Raw genomic sequence first — 17,723 nt, forward strand, 5'->3', positions numbered from 1 at the left:
CGGTGGTCCCACCTGACCCCATGCCGAACTCAGAAGTGAAACGCCGTAGCGCCGATGGTAGTGTGGGGTCTCCCCATGTGAGAGTAGGGAACTGCCAGGCATCAAATAAGTGAAGAGGCCATCCGCAAGGATGGCCTTTTTGCGTTTAAGCATTCAGAAATTTGTAGGCCGGATAAGGCAAAGCTGCCACCCGGCAAGTCAGATCGCACTCCACTCCACAATAAACTCCGCAATCCCATCCACATCATTTAAATCCAGCATCGGAACTTCAAGCGGCAATACAACATCACTGGCCACCGCAATCACATGCTCATCCAGCGTTAACTCGCTGAAATCATGCCCGGCATCGCTTCTGAACAGCAGGATCTTAGGCACGGCCTCATGCTTAAATCCCTCAACCAGCACCAGATCCAGCGTGGCGTGATCCATCCGGCTGACCAGATAAGCGAGATCCAGCGGTGCCTCATCCGGCGTTTCTGTCATCAGCGCCCAGCGTTGAGTACTTGCCACCATCGTTTGCGCTGCACCCGCTTTACGCAACGCATAGCTATCTTTGCCCGGTTTATCGACATCCATATTATGGTGGGTATGTTTAATCAATCCTGGACGGATACCTCTGGCACAAAGCGCAGGAATGAGCTTTTTCAGCAGCGTGGTTTTTCCGGTCCCACTCCAGGCAGAAATGGCGACAACAGGTATCATCTTTTCTCCTGCATCATCTGCAAATCGTCAGGCGTATTCACATTCACAAAAGCTGATTTTAAATCGCTAAAATCAACGGGATGACCACCAGACTCGCGCATAAAAGCCATCACCCTGCGCTCTCCCGCAGCCAGATAGGACTGCAGGGCTGGCACCAGGGATCGGTGCATCAATGCGATAGCAGGATGATCACGCTCGCCGTCATGTACCCAAACCACAGGAGCCGTACCCCGAATCAGCAACAAACGTTCGACAAGACAGGACGGAATAAACGGGGTATCGCAGGGACAGAAGATGAACCACTCTCCGTGAGACTGTTGCATGACCGAAAGCATGCCGGCCAGCGGTCCCGGGTAATCCTCAAGGATATCCTGATAAACGGCATACCCGCTGAGCTGGTAAGTGTCGATATGCCGGTTAGCACTGATGACCATTGTCGACACCTGGCCTGCGAGCGTATCAGCGACACATTGCCATAAGGGTTTGCCGTTCAGGCGTTGAAGCCCCTTATCTTTTCCCCCCATTCGCGTCGCCCTGCCACCTGCCAGAACGACCCCAATGATTTCCTGGCTAAGATTCACGAATATCGCCTCTTTTATTGTGGGATTGACCCTGCTAACGTGTCACTCTAAATGAAAGGAGCACCACCATGAAATGTAAACGTCTGAATGAAGTTATTGAACTCCTCCAGCCCGCCTGGCAAAAAGAGCCAGAGCTAAATCTGATGCAATTTTTACAGAAACTGGCGAAAGAGTCAGGTTTTGACGGCGATCTGGCAGACCTTTCTGACGACATCCTGATCTATCACCTTAAAATGCGTGACTCTGCCAAAGATGCTGTTATTCCTGGTATTCAGAAAGATTATGAGGAAGATTTTAAGACCGCATTACTGCGCGCCCGAGGCGTAATTAAAGAGTAAAAGCTTGTAAGCGGCGGCACCGAAATCGCCACAAGATGATATCCTGAATCATTCGTATAATTTCCGGATGATCGGATGAACGACCAGGCTTTTACTTTCCAGACATTACACCCGGACACCATTATGGATGCCCTGTTTGAACAGGGTATTCGGGTGGATTCCGGGCTAACACCGTTAAACAGCTATGAAAACCGCGTCTATCAGTTTCAGGATGAGGATCGTCAGCGCTTCGTCGTAAAATTCTATCGTCCTGAACGCTGGTCCGCAGAACAAATTCAGGAAGAGCATCAGTTTGCTCACGATCTGCTGGATGACGATGTTCCCGTTGCCGCGCCGCTAAAATTCAATAACCAAACGCTCCTCACGCACGAAGGGTTTTACTACGCTGTATTCCCGAGCCTGGGTGGCCGCCAGTTTGAAGCGGATAATATCGATCAGATGGAGTGGGTTGCCCGCTATCTTGGGCGCATACACCAGACGGGACGCAAAAAAGCCTTTATTGCCCGCCCGACTATCGGAATTCAGGAATACCTTCTTGAGCCACGCGGAATATTCGAAACGTCTGCCATGATCCCCACTGCGTTAAAGGATGATTTCCTCAACGCCACCGATAAGCTCATTGCTGCTGTTAAAACCTGCTGGCGCGACGATATTTCTGTCCTGCGCCTGCATGGCGATTGTCATGCCGGAAATATCCTCTGGCGTGATGGCCCGCTTTTTGTCGATCTCGATGATGCGCGTATGGGGCCAGCGGTTCAGGACCTGTGGATGTTGCTCAATGGCGACAAAGCCGAGCAACGCATGCAGCTTGAAACCATTATTGAAGCTTATGAAGAATTTAGCCCGTTTAATTCAGACGAAATTGCCCTGATTGAGCCTTTACGTGCGATGCGTTTTGTTTATTATCTCGCATGGTTAATCAGGCGTTGGGACGATCCCGCATTTCCCCGGAATTTCCCGTGGCTTACCGGAGAGGATTACTGGCGTAGCCAGATATCTACATTTACTAAGCAGGTCAAGGTTCTTCAGGAACCCCCTCTGCAATTAACGCCGATGTATTAATTGGACACACCCAGGAGAGAGTTAATCATGAAAAAAATTTGGCTGGCGCTGGCAGGTATGATTCTGGCATTTAGCGCTTCTGCTGCGCAGTTTACCGACGGCAAACAGTTCATCACGCTGGACAAACCGGTCGCTGGCGAGCCACAGGTTCTGGAGTTCTTCTCGTTCTATTGCCCACACTGCTATCAGTTCGAGCAGGTTCTGCATGTTTCTGACAACGTGAAGAAAAAGCTGCCAGAAGGCACCAAAATGACCAAGTACCACGTCGAGTTCCTGGGCCCATTGGGTAAAGACCTGACCCAGGCGTGGGCGGTTGCGATGGCACTGGGCGTGGAAGATAAGATTACTGCGCCAATGTTTGAAGCCGTACAGAAAACCCAGACCGTTCAGACCACTGCGGATATCCGTAAAGTGTTCGTTGATGCCGGCGTGAAAGGGGAAGAGTATGACGCAGCATGGAACAGCTTTGTGGTGAAATCTCTGGTTGCTCAGCAGGAAAAAGCGGCTGCTGACCTCCAGCTTCAGGGCGTTCCGGCGATGTTTGTTAACGGCAAATACCAGCTGAACATGCAGGGCATGGACACCAGCAGCATGGATATCTTCGTACAGCAGTATGCTGATACCGTGAAATACCTGGTTGAGAAGAAGTAATTTCGCGGATGTAAAAACGCCGGTCACTGACCGGCGTTTTTGTATGAAGATTTGATATTGTCTATCTGTTCGTCTTTCTCTTTCCAGAGCGTATTAAGCCACTGCTGGAAACGACGCTTGAAATTCTTATCGTTAACGTAATCACCGTGCAGCCCGGCATCTATCGGAACCAGATCGACACGCACAACAATGCGCGTCAGTTTGCCGCTGAGCATATCGTAGAACGGCGTCTTATCGTTTTCCGGATAGCAGAGCGTGACGTTCAGGAGCTTATCGAACTGTGATCCCAGCACGTTAAGCGCCATCGCAATACCCGCAGCCTTTGGCGGCAGCAAGTGCTGGTAAGGAGAGCGGGTTTGTTGATGCTTCTCTTTCGTAAACCGGGAGCCTTCAACAAAGTTCACGATGGTCGTAGGATGCGCGCGAAACTTTTCGCAGGAACGGCGTGTGGTCTCTACATCTTTGCCGCGACGCTCGGGATGACGAATCAAATAGCTGCGCGAATAGCGTTTCATAAACGGCATATCAAGTGCCCAACAGGCCAGCCCGATAAAAGGCACCCAGGCGAGCTGCTGTTTCAGAAAGTATTTGTTCATCGGGATGTGTTTGCGAAAAAGTACGCATAACACCACGATGTCCGCCCAGCTGTGGTGATTGCAGATCAGCAGATACCAGTTCTTCTTGTTAAGACTCTCCAGCCCTTTGATATCCCACTTCAGATGTGGGTTCAGGCACAGCAGGATCGCCAGTCCTTCGCACCAGCAGTACATCATGAAGTTACAAAATGCGGACACGGCTCGCCACACCATGGGAACAGGCAGCAGCAGTTTAACGATCCCGGCGATAATGATCGGCACAGAGCAGGCGACAGTCACAAGGATAGTTAAAATGATGCTTAACAGTAATGTTATTGCTGCGAGCAATCTCGGCATGATGAGCTTTTTCAGGTAGTTAGCTGTAAGTGAGCGGTCGGCTATGCAACGCCGGGCGCTGATTTTACCAGAAAACAGACAAATTAATGGCGCTTTGACGTGATGATTTGGCCGCTTTTACTCTGTCGCAGACGATTTCTCTGTGATTGCGCGCTTAACAAGGCTTATATCCACATAGACTAAATTGCCATCAGTTGACCATATAGATAAGATCTAATGCTATAACAGCATGATAATTAACATCTAAAAATTAACGCATATGTATTTTTTACGTCTGTTATTCAGATGAAGTGAAAATATACACAAACTTATCCACAGTTTGATTTTTGCGAGCGATCCTCACGATCGCAAAATCTTTTCCTGTATCTGGCGCTAATACCTGATGTTTTCATCCTTCTGTGGCATCCTTTACCCATAAATTGATTAAAGGCACGGACATTATGGTTCAGATCCCAGAAAACCCTCTTATTCTCGTCGATGGCTCTTCTTACCTGTATCGGGCATATCATGCGTTTCCTCCTCTGACCAATAGCGCAGGGGAACCCACCGGCGCAATGTACGGCGTGCTGAACATGCTGCGCAGCCTGATCCTTCAGTATCAGCCAACCCATGCGGCTGTGGTCTTTGATGCGAAAGGTAAAACTTTCCGCGACGAGCTGTTTGAACATTACAAATCTCACCGTCCGCCAATGCCTGACGATCTGCGCGCGCAGATTGAGCCGCTGCACACCATGGTAAAAGCGATGGGGCTGCCGCTGCTGGCCGTCTCAGGCGTTGAAGCCGATGACGTCATCGGCACGCTGGCGCGTGAAGCAGAAAAGATGGGTCGTCCTGTGCTGATCAGCACCGGTGATAAAGATATGGCGCAGCTGGTGACGCCAGGTATCACCCTGATTAACACCATGACCAACACCATTCTGGGGCCTGAAGAAGTTGTCGCAAAGTACGGCGTGCCGCCTGAGCTGATTATCGACTTCCTCGCGTTGATGGGCGACTCCTCGGATAACATCCCGGGTGTCCCTGGCGTCGGTGAAAAAACCGCGCAGGCGCTGCTCCAGGGGCTGGGTGGTCTGGATACGCTCTACGCGGAGCCAGACAAAATCGCCGGGCTCTCCTTCCGTGGCGCAAAAACCATGGCCGGAAAACTGGAAGAGAACAAAGAGGTGGCTTATCTCTCCTATAAGCTGGCCACAATCAAAACCGATGTCGAACTGGAGCTGGGCTGTGAGCAGCTTGAAGTGCAACAGCCTTCCGCTGACGATCTGCTGAGCCTGTTTAAGAAATACGAATTCAAGCGCTGGACGGCTGACGTGGAAGCCGGTAAATGGCTGCAGGCGAAAGGGGCCAAACCTGCTGCAAAGCCGAAGGAGACGATCGTCGTTGACGCAGAAGAGCAGGCGGAAGAAGAAGCCGTGGCGCTTTCCTTCGACAACTACGAAACCATTCTTGAAGAGTCACAGCTAATCGCCTGGATCGAGAAACTGAAAAAGGCGCCCGTCTTTGCCTTTGATACCGAAACCGACAGCCTCGATAACATCTCTGCCAATATGATTGGTCTGTCATTTGCGACAGAGCCTGGTATTGCCGCCTACGTCCCTGTGGCGCACGATTACCTGGATGCGCCGGAGCAGATCTCCCGTGAACGCGTGCTTGAGCTGCTGAAGCCGATCCTGGAAGACGAAAAGGCGCTCAAGGTTGGACAAAACCTCAAGTACGACCGCGGCATTCTGCAAAACTACGGCATTGAACTGCGCGGGATTGCCTTCGACACCATGCTTGAATCCTACATTCTGGACAGCGTCGCGGGCCGCCATGATATGGATTCCTTATCTGACCGCTGGCTCAAGCACAAAACGATCACCTTTGAAGAGATTGCCGGTAAAGGGAAAAATCAGCTCACCTTTAACCAGATTGCTCTGGAAGAAGCGGGGCGCTACGCGGCGGAAGACGCAGATGTCACGCTACAGCTGCACCTGAAGATGTGGCCAAAACTGCAGAAGCATGAAGGTCCGCTGAACGTGTTCCAGCATATCGAGATGCCGCTGGTGCCCGTGCTGTCCCGCATTGAACGCAACGGCGTGAAAATCGACCCAACGGTGCTGCATAACCACTCCGGGGAGCTGGCGCAGCGTCTGACCGAGCTCGAGCAAAAAGCGCATGAGCTTGCAGGCGAGCCGTTTAACCTCTCTTCGCCGAAGCAGCTGCAAACCATTCTGTTTGAAAAGCAGGGCATCAAGCCGCTGAAGAAAACTCCTGGCGGCGCGCCGTCAACCTCTGAAGAGGTGCTGGAAGAGCTGGCGCTGGATTACCCGCTGCCAAAAGTGATTCTTCAGTACCGTGGCCTCGCGAAGCTGAAGTCTACCTACACCGACAAGCTCCCGCTGATGATCAACCCGAAAACGGGTCGTGTGCACACGTCGTACCATCAGGCTGTCGCGGCGACCGGTCGTCTCTCATCAACCGATCCCAACCTGCAGAACATCCCGGTACGTAACGAAGAAGGCCGCCGTATTCGCCAGGCTTTCATCGCACCAGAGGATTATCTGATTGTCTCTGCTGACTACTCGCAAATTGAGCTGCGCATTATGGCGCATCTGTCCCGCGACAAAGGCCTGCTGACCGCGTTTGCCGAAGGGAAGGATATCCACCGGGCAACCGCGGCGGAAGTCTTCGGCTTGCCGCTGGACAGCGTGACCAACGAACAGCGCCGCAGTGCTAAGGCGATCAACTTCGGTCTGATTTACGGCATGAGTGCATTTGGTCTTTCGCGCCAGCTCAATATTCCGCGCAAAGAGTCGCAGAAGTATATGGATCTCTACTTCGAGCGTTATCCGGGCGTGCTGGAATACATGGAACGCACCCGCGCGCAGGCGAAGGAAAAAGGTTACGTCGAAACCCTGGATGGCCGCCGTCTCTACCTACCGGACATCAAATCCAGCAACGCGGCGCGTCGCGCTGGCGCAGAGCGTGCGGCGATCAACGCCCCGATGCAGGGTACTGCGGCGGACATTATTAAGCGTGCAATGATCGCCGTTGATGCCTGGCTTGAAAAAGAGAAGCCTCGCGTGAAAATGATCATGCAGGTACACGATGAACTGGTATTTGAAGTGCACAAAGACGACCTCGACGCCGTGTCGAAGAAGATCCACGAACTGATGGAAAGCAGCATGACGCTTGACGTACCGTTGCTGGTGGAAGTGGGAAGTGGCGAAAACTGGGATCAGGCTCACTAACGGTTCTTCGCATAACGCGCTTTTTATGTAAGTTTGCAACATAACAACGCGCGTTTTGTGACAATCATTAGAATTCCCTATGTAAAGAATGAAAAAAAACTACAAAAAGTGCTTTTTCTGCAGCACAAAAAGGGGTAGAGTTGTCGGCGTAGGGTACAGAGGTAAGATGTTCTATCTTTCAGACCTTTTACTTCACGTAATCGGATTTGGCTGAATATTTTAGCCGCCCCAGTCAGTAATGACTGGGGCGTTTTTTATTGCGGCAAAGAAAAATTCAGGCAAAAAAACGCGGCTATCGCCGCGCTCGGTATTACTCTTCTTCCGCTTCCGTCGCGGGTTCCAGCTCGCTAAACCAGGTATCGAGCTTCTGACGCAGCTTGTCCACGCCCTGCTTTTTCAGCGAGGAAAACGGCTCAACCTGCACATCACCGTTGAACGCCAGCACCGCTTCGCGAACCATATTCACCTGCGCTTTACGCGCGCCGCTCGCCAGCTTATCGGCTTTCGTCAGCAGCACCAGCACGGCGATATCGCTTGCTACAGCCCAGTCGATCATCTGCTGATCCAGATCTTTCAGGGGATGGCGAATATCCATCAGCACCACCAGACCTTTCAGGCACAGGCGTTTTTCCAGGTATTCACCCAGCGCACGCTGCCACTTGATTTTCATCTCTTCCGGTACCTGCGCGTAACCGTAGCCCGGTAAGTCGACCAGGCGTTTGCCCTCTGCGACTTCAAACAGGTTGATCAGCTGGGTACGGCCAGGTGTTTTTGAGGTACGCGCCAGGCTCTTCTGATTGGTCAGCGTATTCAGGGCGCTGGATTTCCCCGCATTGGAGCGGCCAGCAAATGCCACTTCAATACCGGTATCAGAAGGAAGGTGGCGAATATCGGGCGCACTGGTGACAAAATGCGTCTGTTGGTAGTTCCAGGTAGTCACGTGGTCGTCTCCAAAATCGTAATCTGAAGGGGATTATACCCGAATGCAGCCAAAAGGCTTTTCTGATTGCTATGAGCTGTAGGCGAATGCCCCAACCGGTGTGAGAGAGCGGCCAGTGATGCTATGGGAGATTTCAGAGAATTCGCAGGCGTCAAAAAAGACAAACTGTTTTAAATCATAAGCTTATTTCCGGGTAATTGTCTGAAAAATCCTTTTTGTACCGTTTCGTTGCTTGTTAGTTTAACGGAACAAGGTAAAGTGTGCGTCAGGGCGAGGAAGCCAACAGGAAATCGACTTAAGGATTAGGGTCAGGAGCGCCAGGAGGCGAAGACGCAGGATTGTCAGGATGACCAACGCCTGGAGGCGTTTTAAAAGGAAATGGAACCGTATCACGGACGGTATTAGCCAAGGGATAAACAGGGTTTGTTGTTGGCAAACACGGAAAGTCTGACCCGCTAAGGGTTGTGAGTCAGGAAAAAAGGCGACAGATTGCTCTGTCGCCTTTTTTCTTTGCTTGCTTTCTGCTAGATTTCGCCGCAATTCTATACTGAAGAAAACGACTTAAAGATAAAACATCATGAAAAAACCAACCTCCGCTGCGGGCGCGAAACGCCCCGCAAAAGCACGCCGCAAAACGCGCGAAGAACTGAACCAGGAAGCGCGCGATCGCAAACGCGACAAAAAACATCGCGGTCATGCTGCGGGTAGCCGTGCCAACGGTGGTGGTGCAGCGGGTGCTTCTGCAAAAGGCAAACAGCAGAAAGACCCTCGTATCGGCAGTAAAACTCCCATTCCACTGGGCGTGACAGACACCCCGGTCACTAAGCAGCACAAACCAAAGAGCGAGAAACCTATGCTTTCACCGCAGGCTGAGCTGGATTTGCTGGAGAACGATGAGCGCCTGGACGCGCTGCTGGAACGTCTTGAAGAGGGTGAAACCCTGACCGCTGAAGAGCAGTCATGGGTGGATGCCAAACTGGATCGTATCGATGAACTGATGCAGAAGCTGGGCCTGTCATACGACGATGACGAAGATGAAGAAGAAGACGAGAAGCAGGAAGATATGATGCGTCTTCTGAAGGGTGGAAACTAACATTTGCACCCGGCAGGCACGATAGTCCTGCTTATAACCCTTCCGGTTATATGTTATCTGGTGTGGTTATTCGTTAAACTACGGCGGTTGTCGCGGCGACAGAAGTGGCTGCGCACCCGAATGATGGCCCGCGATGGGGCCAGAACGGGCCGCCGTATACGAACGCGACACCAACGGAAGGAGTGAGCATGTCAGCACCAACTATCGACTGGGATTTGGCCCTAATCCAGAAATATAACTATTCCGGGCCGCGTTATACGTCATACCCCACCGCGCTGGAGTTCTCCGATGCCTTCGGCGAGGCTGATTTCCAGCAGGCTGTCGCGCGCTATCCTGAGCGTCCGCTGTCGCTCTACGTCCATATTCCGTTCTGCCACAAGCTCTGCTACTTCTGCGGCTGCAATAAAATCGTTACCCGTCAGCAGCACAAAGCCGACCAATATCTTGATGCGCTCGAACAAGAAATTGTGCATCGCGCGCCGCTGTTTGCTGGCCGTCAAGTCAGCCAGCTGCACTGGGGCGGCGGTACGCCAACCTATCTGAATAAAGCGCAAATCAGCCGCCTGATGACCCTGCTGCGCGGCAATTTCAGTTTTAACGCCGACGCTGAAATCTCGATCGAAGTCGATCCGCGTGAAATTGAGCTGGATGTACTGGATCACTTACGCGCCGAAGGCTTCAATCGTCTGAGCATGGGCGTGCAGGATTTCAATAAAGAGGTTCAGCGCCTGGTGAACCGCGAGCAGGACGAAGAATTTATCTTTGCTTTACTCAATCACGCGCGTGAGATTGGTTTCACCTCGACCAATATTGACCTGATTTACGGCCTGCCAAAGCAGACGCCGGAAAGCTTCGCCTTCACCCTGAAGCGCGTGGCCGAACTCAACCCGGACCGCCTGAGCGTCTTTAACTATGCGCATCTGCCGACGCTCTTTGCCGCTCAGCGCAAAATCAAAGATGCCGATCTTCCTTCTGCCCAGCAGAAGCTGGATATCCTGCAGGAAACCATTACCTCGCTGACCGAAACCGGCTATCAGTTTATCGGGATGGATCACTTTGCCCGTCCGGATGACGAGCTGGCGATTGCGCAGCGTGAAGGCGTTCTGCACCGCAACTTCCAGGGCTACACAACCCAGGGCGATACCGATTTGCTGGGGATGGGCGTCTCCGCTATCAGCATGATTGGCGACTGTTACGCGCAGAACCAGAAAGAGCTGAAGCTTTACTACCAGCAGGTTGATGAAACGGGCAACGCGCTGTGGCGCGGCATTGCGTTAACGCGCGACGACTGCATCCGACGCGATGTGATTAAGGCGCTAATCTGCAACTTCCGTCTCGATTTCAGCGACGTTGAGTCGCAGTGGGATCTGCACTTCAGCGATTATTTTGCGGAAGACCTGAAGCTGATTGCACCGCTGGCGAAAGACGGGCTGGTGGATGTGTCGGAGAACGCAATTGAGGTCACGCCGAAAGGGCGTCTTTTGATCCGTAATATCTGCATGTGCTTTGACGCGTATCTACGTCAGAAAGCGCGACTACAGCAGTTCTCGCGGGTGATTTAAGGCGCATTGCAAAATGCACAAAACGTAGGCCGGGTAAGGCGAAGCCGCCACCCGGCTTTTACGTTCAACTCGCTAGCTAAACAGCCCCACCAGCGCCGCACACAACATAGCCGCAACGGCTGTCTGTGGCGTGTGGCTTTCAGCGGCTCCGCTAGAGAGCATATTCACGATTGTTTCCAGCATGATGTTCACCCCCAATTTCCGGGCACGATCATACAAAACTCATCGGAACAGTAAAGCGCAAAATAACGGCAATTTGCGCTCAATGAATAACCTTTACACAGCGGCGTACGATCACTCCATTCCCAGCTCTTTAAGCTTGCGCGTCAGGGTATTACGTCCCCATCCCAGCAGGCGAGCGGCTTCCTGCTTATGGCCCTGCGTATGACGAAGCGCGGTAGTTAACAGCGTACGCTCCATCTCCGGCTGAGCTTCAGACAGCAGGTTTTGATGACCGGAACGCAGCGCGCGGTCGGCCCACTGCGCCAGCAGCGTCGCCCAGCTGTCCGGCAGCGCGTGCCCGGTACTGCTTTCAGGCGCGGTCGCTTCAAACAGCTCGGCCGGTAAATCCTGAATCAGCACTTCCTGCCCGGCGGCCATCACGGTTAACCAGCGGCAGGTGTTTTCCAGCTGACGCACGTTGCCCGGCCACGCCAGACGCGTCAGAGCGGCATCGGTTTCCGGGTGAAGCTGCTTGGCTTCCACGCCCAGCTCGCGGGCGGCTACCTGCAGGAAATGACGCGCCAGGCGGGGAATATCTTCCCGACGTTCACGCAGCGGCGGCAGATGAACGCGAATAACGTTCAGACGGTGGAATAAATCCTCACGGAATTTTCCTTCCTGCACGCGTTGCTCCAGGTTCTGGTGGGTCGCGGCGATAATGCGCACGTCCACCTTCACCGGCGCATAGCCGCCCACGCGATAAAACTGCCCGTCGGCCAGCACGCGCAGCAGGCGGGTCTGGACATCCAGCGGCATATCGCCGATCTCATCCAGGAACAGCGTGCCGCCGTCAGCCTGTTCGAACCGCCCCTGGCGAATGGTATTGGCGCCGGTAAATGCCCCTTTTTCATGGCCGAACAGTTCGGACTCAATCAAATCCTTCGGGATCGCCGCCATATTCAGGGCGATGAACGGCGCTTTTGCCCGCGGGCTGTGGCGGTGCAATGCATGCGCCACAAGCTCTTTACCGGTTCCCGACTCACCGTTAATCAATACGCTGATGGACGAGCGGGACAAACGACCGATAATGCGAAACACGTCCTGCATCGCCGGCGCTTCACCGATGATATCTGTCGTTGGCCCAAAATCGGGCGCGTGGCGCGGCTGTTGCTGCTCCTGATAATGGCTAATCGCGCGCTCAACCAGCGCCACCGCTTCGTCGATATCAAACGGTTTGGGCAGGTAATCAAACGCCCCTTGCTGATAGGCGCTCACTGCGGCATCCAGATCGGAGTGCGCGGTCATTATGATGACCGGAAGCATAGGGTGGCGTTGTTTGATCTGCTTTAACAGCGCCAGCCCGTCCATGCCCGGCATACGGATATCCGAAAGCAAAACATCTGGCGTTTTGGTGGTGAGTGCGTCGAGCACTTCGCTGCCGCTCTCAAACGTCGTGCAGCTTAATCCTGCCCCAGTGAGCGCGCGTTCAAGCACCCAACGGATGGAGCTATCGTCATCGACTACCCAGACTATCCCTCGTTGCATAAACGTCACCTTTATTTTTTAATCGGCAGGAAAACCGAAAACTCGGTATGTCCCGGCCAACTGGTAAATTCAATTTTCCCGGAGTGTTGATCGATCAAACTGCGGGCAATGGATAAGCCCAGGCCGGTTCCGCCTTCGCGACCGCTTACCATCGGGTAGAACAGGGTGTCCTGCAAATGCGATGGAATGCCGGGCCCGTTATCCTCAACGTCGATTCGGGCGGCCAGCCGGTAGCGCACGCCGTGTAACGTGAGCTGGAAGGCGGTGCGGGTGCGTAAAATAATCTCACCGCCTTCAGGCCCCAGCGCCTGCAGGGCATTACGCACAATATTCAACAGGACCTGCTCAATCTGGTCCGGGTCGTGGGCCAGTTCCGGCAGGCTTGGGTCGTAATCACGTACCAGCGTGACGTTCTCCGGCAGCTCCATTGAGACGAGCTTCACCACCCGCTCAGCCACTTTATGGATGCTTTCAGTAACGTGCATTCCCGGCTGCTGCGGACCGAGAAGACGGTCTACCAGATTCCGCAGACGATCCGCCTGCTCAATGATGACGTTGGTATATTCCGCCAGCGCGGGATCGGGCAGCGCCTTGGTCAGAAGCTGCGCCGCGCCGCGTAATCCACCCAGCGGGTTTTTGATTTCATGCGCCAGACCGCGCACCAGGTCACGGGCGGCAATCTGCTGCGCGTGCTGAAGCTGCTCCTGGCTCAGTCGACGCTGATTATCCATCGGCGCCATTTCCAGCAGGATCAGACCTTCGGGAAGACGTTGTGCCGTTAGCGACAGAATGTGCGAGCGCCCGTCGATCACCAGCGTCACTTCGTTATCGGTAAACCCCTGGCCGGCCTGCAAACTTTCCTGCATCAGGCCAATATTCAGTGAAAAATAGCTCAGGAGTTCAGGAAGCGGGGTGCCGAACAGTTTACGTGCGCTTTGGGCGAGCAGCTGCTGCGCGGCCGGGTTGGCGTAATGAACGGCCAGCTCGTCATCGACCAGCAATATGCTGTTAATCAAAGAATTGAGGATCTGCCCAGCATCGGGCAGCGTGCCAGTTGCCATTCAGCAGTCTCCTGGAGTCGTTTGCACTAATTTAGTGCAGTATAGCGTTTTCGGCGTAAAAAGCGCGTGAGATCAGGTTGTTGGTGGAGAAAAAAGCCCATCCGGAGATGGGCTAAAAGTTTCCACGGCAACTACCCCCGGCGCTTATCACGCCGGGTAAAACAACTTTAATTAAACGCTGTAGTACAGCTCGAACTCTACCGGGTGTGGCGTCATACGCACGCGGTCGTTCTCTTCCATACGCAGGGCGATGTAAGCATCGATAGCGTCGTCAGTGAATACGCCACCTGCAGTCAGGAACTCGCGGTCTGCGTCCAGCGCCTGCAGGGCTTCTTCCAGAGAGCCAGCAACCTGTGGGATCTCTTTCGCTTCTTCTGGCGGCAGGTCGTACAGGTTTTTGTCCATCGCTTCGCCCGGGTGGATCTTGTTCTTGATACCGTCCAGACCGGCCATCAGCAGTGCTGCGAAGCACAGGTATGGGTTAGCCGCTGGGTCCGGGAAGCGAACTTCGATACGACGTGCTTTAGGAGAAGCCACCACCGGAATACGGATAGAAGCAGAACGGTTACGTGCAGAGTAGGCCAGCATCACTGGCGCTTCGTAGCCCGGGACCAGACGCTTGTAGGAGTTCGTGGTTGGGTTCGCCAGGGCGTTGATCGCTTTAGCGTGTTTGATAACACCACCGATGTAATACAGCGCCTGCTCGGACAGACCGGCATATTTGTCGCCAGAGAACAGGTTGGTACCGTTCTTGGACAGAGACATGTGGCAGTGCATACCGGAACCGTTATCGCCAAACATTGGTTTTGGCATGAAGGTCGCGGTTTTACCGAAACGGTGCGCAACGTTGTGCACAACGTATTTGTAGATCTGAATTTCGTCCGCTTTTTTGGTCATGGTGTTGAAGCGGGTTGCCACTTCGTTCTGACCAGCAGTCGCCACTTCGTGGTGGTGAGCTTCAACAACCAGGCCCATCTCTTCCATCACCAGACACATGGTGGAACGGATGTCCTGTGCAGAGTCGACCGGAGGAACCGGGAAGTAACCGCCTTTCACACCAGGACGGTGACCTTTGTTACCGCCTTCGTATTTAGTGGAGGAGTTCCATGCACCTTCGATGTCGTCGATAGCCACGTGGGAGCCAGAAATAGAGGCACCGAAGCGGATGTCATCGAACAGGAAGAATTCTGGCTCTGGCCCGAACAGAACGGTGTCTGCGATGCCGGTAGAACGCAGGTACTCTTCAGCGCGTTTCGCGATAGAACGTGGGTCGCGGTCGTAGCCCTGCAGCGTGCCTGGCTCGAGGATGTCGCAACGGATGATCAGGGTTGGTTCTTCGAAGAAAGGATCAATGACCGCAGTGGTCGCGTCTGGCATCAGAACCATGTCGGATTCGTTAATGCCTTTCCAGCCACCAATGGAGGAGCCGTCAAACATTTTGCCTTCTTCAAAGAATTCGGCGTTCACCTGATGAGCAGGGATTGTGACGTGCTGTTCTTTACCTTTGGTATCGGTGAAGCGCAGATCAACAAACTTCACTTCATGTTCGTTCAGCATCGTCAAAACGTGTTCAGCGGACATACTTAACTCTCCAGATTGGTCATTGTCGTCGTGGTAACGAGGTCTTCAATTTCTGTTTGTACTGGCTGGTGCCATGTATTTTTTATAAAGCGAAATCTGTGCCAACTTTTAAATCACCCCAAAAAGGCGTTATCATGCGCACCATAGTGCAAAAGGGCTGCACCACAATGGATTTGTTGCACCAGTATAGTGCTTCAATGTGAACATTGAGCACCATATTGGTGCAATTTACGTTAAAGTGCCCTTTTACCGCTCCGTGAAAGCGATCACAAAGCATCTCTGCAATACTTGTTTGCGGGGGATGTTTGTGATCCTGTTTTGTAGTGCGATTAATCCGTGTACAATAACGCGCTATTTCTAAATGCCTGAGGCAAAGTTGTGATCGAAAATTTGCGTAACATCGCCATCATCGCGCACGTTGACCATGGTAAAACTACCCTGGTCGACAAGCTGCTGCAGCAATCCGGTACGTTTGATGCGCGTGCCGAAACCCAAGAACGCGTGATGGACTCCAACGATTTGGAGAAAGAGCGTGGGATTACCATCCTCGCGAAAAACACCGCGATTAAATGGAATGACTACCGTATCAACATCGTTGATACCCCAGGGCACGCCGACTTCGGTGGTGAAGTTGAACGTGTAATGTCCATGGTAGACTCCGTTCTGCTAGTCGTTGACGCAATGGATGGCCCAATGCCACAGACGCGCTTCGTGACCAAAAAAGCTTTTGCCCATGGTCTGAAGCCAATCGTTGTTATCAACAAAGTTGACCGCCCTGGCGCGCGTCCTGACTGGGTTGTTGACCAGGTCTTCGACCTGTTCGTTAACCTCGACGCGACCGACGAGCAGCTGGACTTCCCTATCGTTTACGCCTCTGCGCTGAACGGTATCGCAGGTCTGGACCACGAAGACATGGCTGAAGACATGACCCCGCTGTATCAGGCGATTGTTGACCGTGTTCCTGCACCAAACGTCGATCTCGACGGCACCCTGCAGATGCAGATCTCTCAGCTCGACTACAACAACTACGTTGGCGTAATCGGCATTGGTCGTATCAAGCGCGGTAAAGTGAAGCCTAACCAGCAGGTTACTATCATCGATAGCGAAGGCAAAACCCGTAACGGTAAAGTCGGTAAAGTACTGACTCACCTGGGTCTTGAGCGTATCGAGAGTGACGTTGCGGAAGCGGGCGACATCATCGCTATCACCGGTCTGGGTGAACTGAACATCTCCGACACCATCTGCGATCCGCAGAACGTCGAAGCGCTGCCAGCCCTGTCCGTTGATGAACCAACCGTATCCATGTTCTTCAACGTCAACACCTCTCCGTTCTGTGGTAAAGAAGGTAAATTCGTTACCTCTCGTCAGATCCTTGACCGCCTGAACAAAGAGCTGGTGCACAACGTTGCGCTGCGCGTTGAAGAAACCCAGGATGCCGATGCATTCCGCGTTTCTGGTCGTGGTGAGCTGCACCTGTCTGTACTGATCGAAAACATGCGTCGTGAAGGTTTCGAAATGGCGGTTTCCCGTCCGAAAGTAATCTTCCGCGAAATCGACGGCCGTAAACAAGAGCCGTTCGAAAACGTAACGCTGGACGTTGAAGAGCAGCACCAGGGTTCTGTGATGCAGGCTCTGGGTGAGCGTAAAGGCGACCTGAAAAACATGAATCCAGATGGCAAAGGCCGCGTACGTCTCGACTACGTGATCCCAAGCCGTGGTCTGATCGGCTTCCGTTCAGAGTTCATGACCATGACTTCCGGTACCGGTCTGCTGTACTCCACCTTCAGCCACTACGACGACGTGCGTCCGGGCGAAGTGGGCCAGCGTAATAACGGCGTGCTGATCTCCAACGGTCAGGGTAAAGCGGTTGCGTTTGCGCTGTTCGGTCTGCAGGATCGCGGTAAGCTGTTCCTGGGTCACGGTGCTGAAGTTTACGAAGGCCAGATCATCGGTATTCACAGTCGTTCTAACGACCTGACCGTAAACTGCCTGACCGGTAAGAAACTGACCAACATGCGTGCGTCCGGTACTGACGAAGCAACGGTTCTGGTTCCACCGATCAAGATGACTCTGGAGCAGGCTCTGGAATTCATCGATGATGACGAACTGGTAGAAGTGACTCCACAGTCAATTCGTATCCGTAAACGTCACCTGACCGAGAACGATCGTAAACGTGCTATGCGCGGTGCGAAAGAAGAGTAATACGGTCAATCCGTAGGCCGGGTAAGCGTGAGCGCCACCCGGCAACTAAAAAGCCGCTGATCTCTCAGCGGCTTTTTT

General features: G+C 53.2%; 15 protein-coding genes and 1 rRNA gene. 8 read left to right on the forward strand and 8 right to left on the reverse strand.

The annotated features are described in order from the left end of the window. A 5S ribosomal RNA gene (gene rrf / locus USF70_RS19540) occupies positions 1-100 on the forward strand; the annotation flags it as partial. A 98-nt stretch (positions 101-198) separates the two neighbouring features. On the opposite strand, the gene mobB is transcribed toward rrf, so the two are convergent. Together mobB and mobA are read right to left on the reverse strand one after the other, a co-directional pair. Next, positions 199-702: a molybdopterin-guanine dinucleotide biosynthesis protein MobB gene (mobB, locus tag USF70_RS19545; RefSeq protein ID WP_033146978.1), complete on the reverse strand. Its 504-nt coding sequence runs from the start codon at positions 700-702 to the stop codon at positions 199-201. Further along, the gene (gene mobA, locus USF70_RS19550; RefSeq protein WP_047059138.1) at positions 699-1,283 is read right to left on the reverse strand and encodes a molybdenum cofactor guanylyltransferase MobA; all 585 of its coding nucleotides are present in this window, start codon (positions 1,281-1,283) and stop codon (positions 699-701) included. The genes mobB and mobA overlap by 4 nt, the downstream gene beginning before the upstream one ends. Positions 1,284-1,351: 68 nt before the next feature. Between mobA and USF70_RS19555 the strand changes: the two genes are divergently transcribed. The 3 genes from USF70_RS19555 to dsbA all read left to right on the forward strand — a co-directional run bounded on the left by USF70_RS19555 (position 1,352) and on the right by dsbA (position 3,334). Continuing rightward, positions 1,352-1,621, forward strand: a complete 270-nt coding sequence (locus tag USF70_RS19555) for a YihD family protein (RefSeq protein WP_008501866.1) — start codon at positions 1,352-1,354, stop codon at positions 1,619-1,621. Between the two features lie 75 nt (positions 1,622-1,696). Beyond that, positions 1,697-2,683, forward strand: coding sequence for a serine/threonine protein kinase (locus tag USF70_RS19560; RefSeq protein WP_320735935.1), 987 nt, complete (start codon positions 1,697-1,699; stop codon positions 2,681-2,683). A gap of 27 nt (positions 2,684-2,710) precedes the next feature. Further along, positions 2,711-3,334, forward strand: a complete 624-nt coding sequence (dsbA, locus tag USF70_RS19565; RefSeq protein WP_033146975.1) for a thiol:disulfide interchange protein DsbA — start codon at positions 2,711-2,713, stop codon at positions 3,332-3,334. A gap of 23 nt (positions 3,335-3,357) precedes the next feature. Here the strand turns inward: dsbA and USF70_RS19570 are convergent, their stop codons facing one another. After that, a complete protein-coding gene (locus tag USF70_RS19570) occupies positions 3,358-4,266 on the reverse strand; it encodes an acyltransferase (RefSeq protein ID WP_167819603.1) in 909 nt (302 codons plus the stop codon). A gap of 440 nt (positions 4,267-4,706) precedes the next feature. Here USF70_RS19570 and polA point away from each other — a divergent pair, with 440 nt between their 5' ends. Further along, a complete protein-coding gene (gene polA / locus USF70_RS19575) occupies positions 4,707-7,499 on the forward strand; it encodes a DNA polymerase I (protein ID WP_167819602.1) in 2,793 nt (930 codons plus the stop codon). 310 nt (positions 7,500-7,809) lie between these two features. Here the strand turns inward: polA and yihA are convergent, their stop codons facing one another. After that, positions 7,810-8,439: a ribosome biogenesis GTP-binding protein YihA/YsxC gene (gene yihA / locus USF70_RS19580; protein WP_023309768.1), complete on the reverse strand. Its 630-nt coding sequence runs from the start codon at positions 8,437-8,439 to the stop codon at positions 7,810-7,812. A 577-nt stretch (positions 8,440-9,016) separates the two neighbouring features. On the opposite strand from yihA, the gene yihI reads away from it, so the two are divergent. Then, positions 9,017-9,532 (forward strand): Der GTPase-activating protein YihI, encoded by a 516-nt coding sequence (gene yihI, locus USF70_RS19585; RefSeq protein ID WP_032644299.1) that lies wholly within the window; start codon positions 9,017-9,019, stop codon positions 9,530-9,532. A gap of 188 nt (positions 9,533-9,720) precedes the next feature. Then, positions 9,721-11,094, forward strand: a complete 1,374-nt coding sequence (hemN, locus tag USF70_RS19590; protein ID WP_087822904.1) for an oxygen-independent coproporphyrinogen III oxidase — start codon at positions 9,721-9,723, stop codon at positions 11,092-11,094. Positions 11,095-11,166: 72 nt separating this feature from the next. On the opposite strand, the gene USF70_RS19595 is transcribed toward hemN, so the two are convergent. The 4 genes from USF70_RS19595 to glnA form a co-directional block, all read right to left on the reverse strand. Continuing rightward, complete coding sequence (locus USF70_RS19595) at positions 11,167-11,277, reverse strand: YshB family small membrane protein (RefSeq protein WP_023333898.1); 111 nt, start codon at positions 11,275-11,277, stop codon at positions 11,167-11,169. Between the two features lie 111 nt (positions 11,278-11,388). Next, positions 11,389-12,801 (reverse strand): nitrogen regulation protein NR(I), encoded by a 1,413-nt coding sequence (gene glnG, locus USF70_RS19600; RefSeq protein WP_023309765.1) that lies wholly within the window; start codon positions 12,799-12,801, stop codon positions 11,389-11,391. 11 nt (positions 12,802-12,812) lie between these two features. Next, positions 12,813-13,862: a nitrogen regulation protein NR(II) gene (gene glnL / locus USF70_RS19605; RefSeq protein ID WP_008501857.1), complete on the reverse strand. Its 1,050-nt coding sequence runs from the start codon at positions 13,860-13,862 to the stop codon at positions 12,813-12,815. A gap of 171 nt (positions 13,863-14,033) precedes the next feature. After that, on the reverse strand, positions 14,034-15,443 hold the full coding sequence (gene glnA / locus USF70_RS19610; protein WP_023309763.1) for a glutamate--ammonia ligase: 1,410 nt from the start codon (positions 15,441-15,443) through the stop codon (positions 14,034-14,036). A 378-nt stretch (positions 15,444-15,821) separates the two neighbouring features. On the opposite strand from glnA, the gene typA reads away from it, so the two are divergent. Continuing rightward, positions 15,822-17,645, forward strand: coding sequence for a ribosome-dependent GTPase TypA (typA, locus tag USF70_RS19615; protein ID WP_023333895.1), 1,824 nt, complete (start codon positions 15,822-15,824; stop codon positions 17,643-17,645). The last annotated feature ends 78 nt before the right edge of the window (positions 17,646-17,723 follow it).

The organism is Enterobacter sp. 237C8, from assembly GCF_034106865.1.
Lineage (GTDB): Bacteria > Pseudomonadota > Gammaproteobacteria > Enterobacterales > Enterobacteriaceae > Enterobacter > Enterobacter asburiae_B.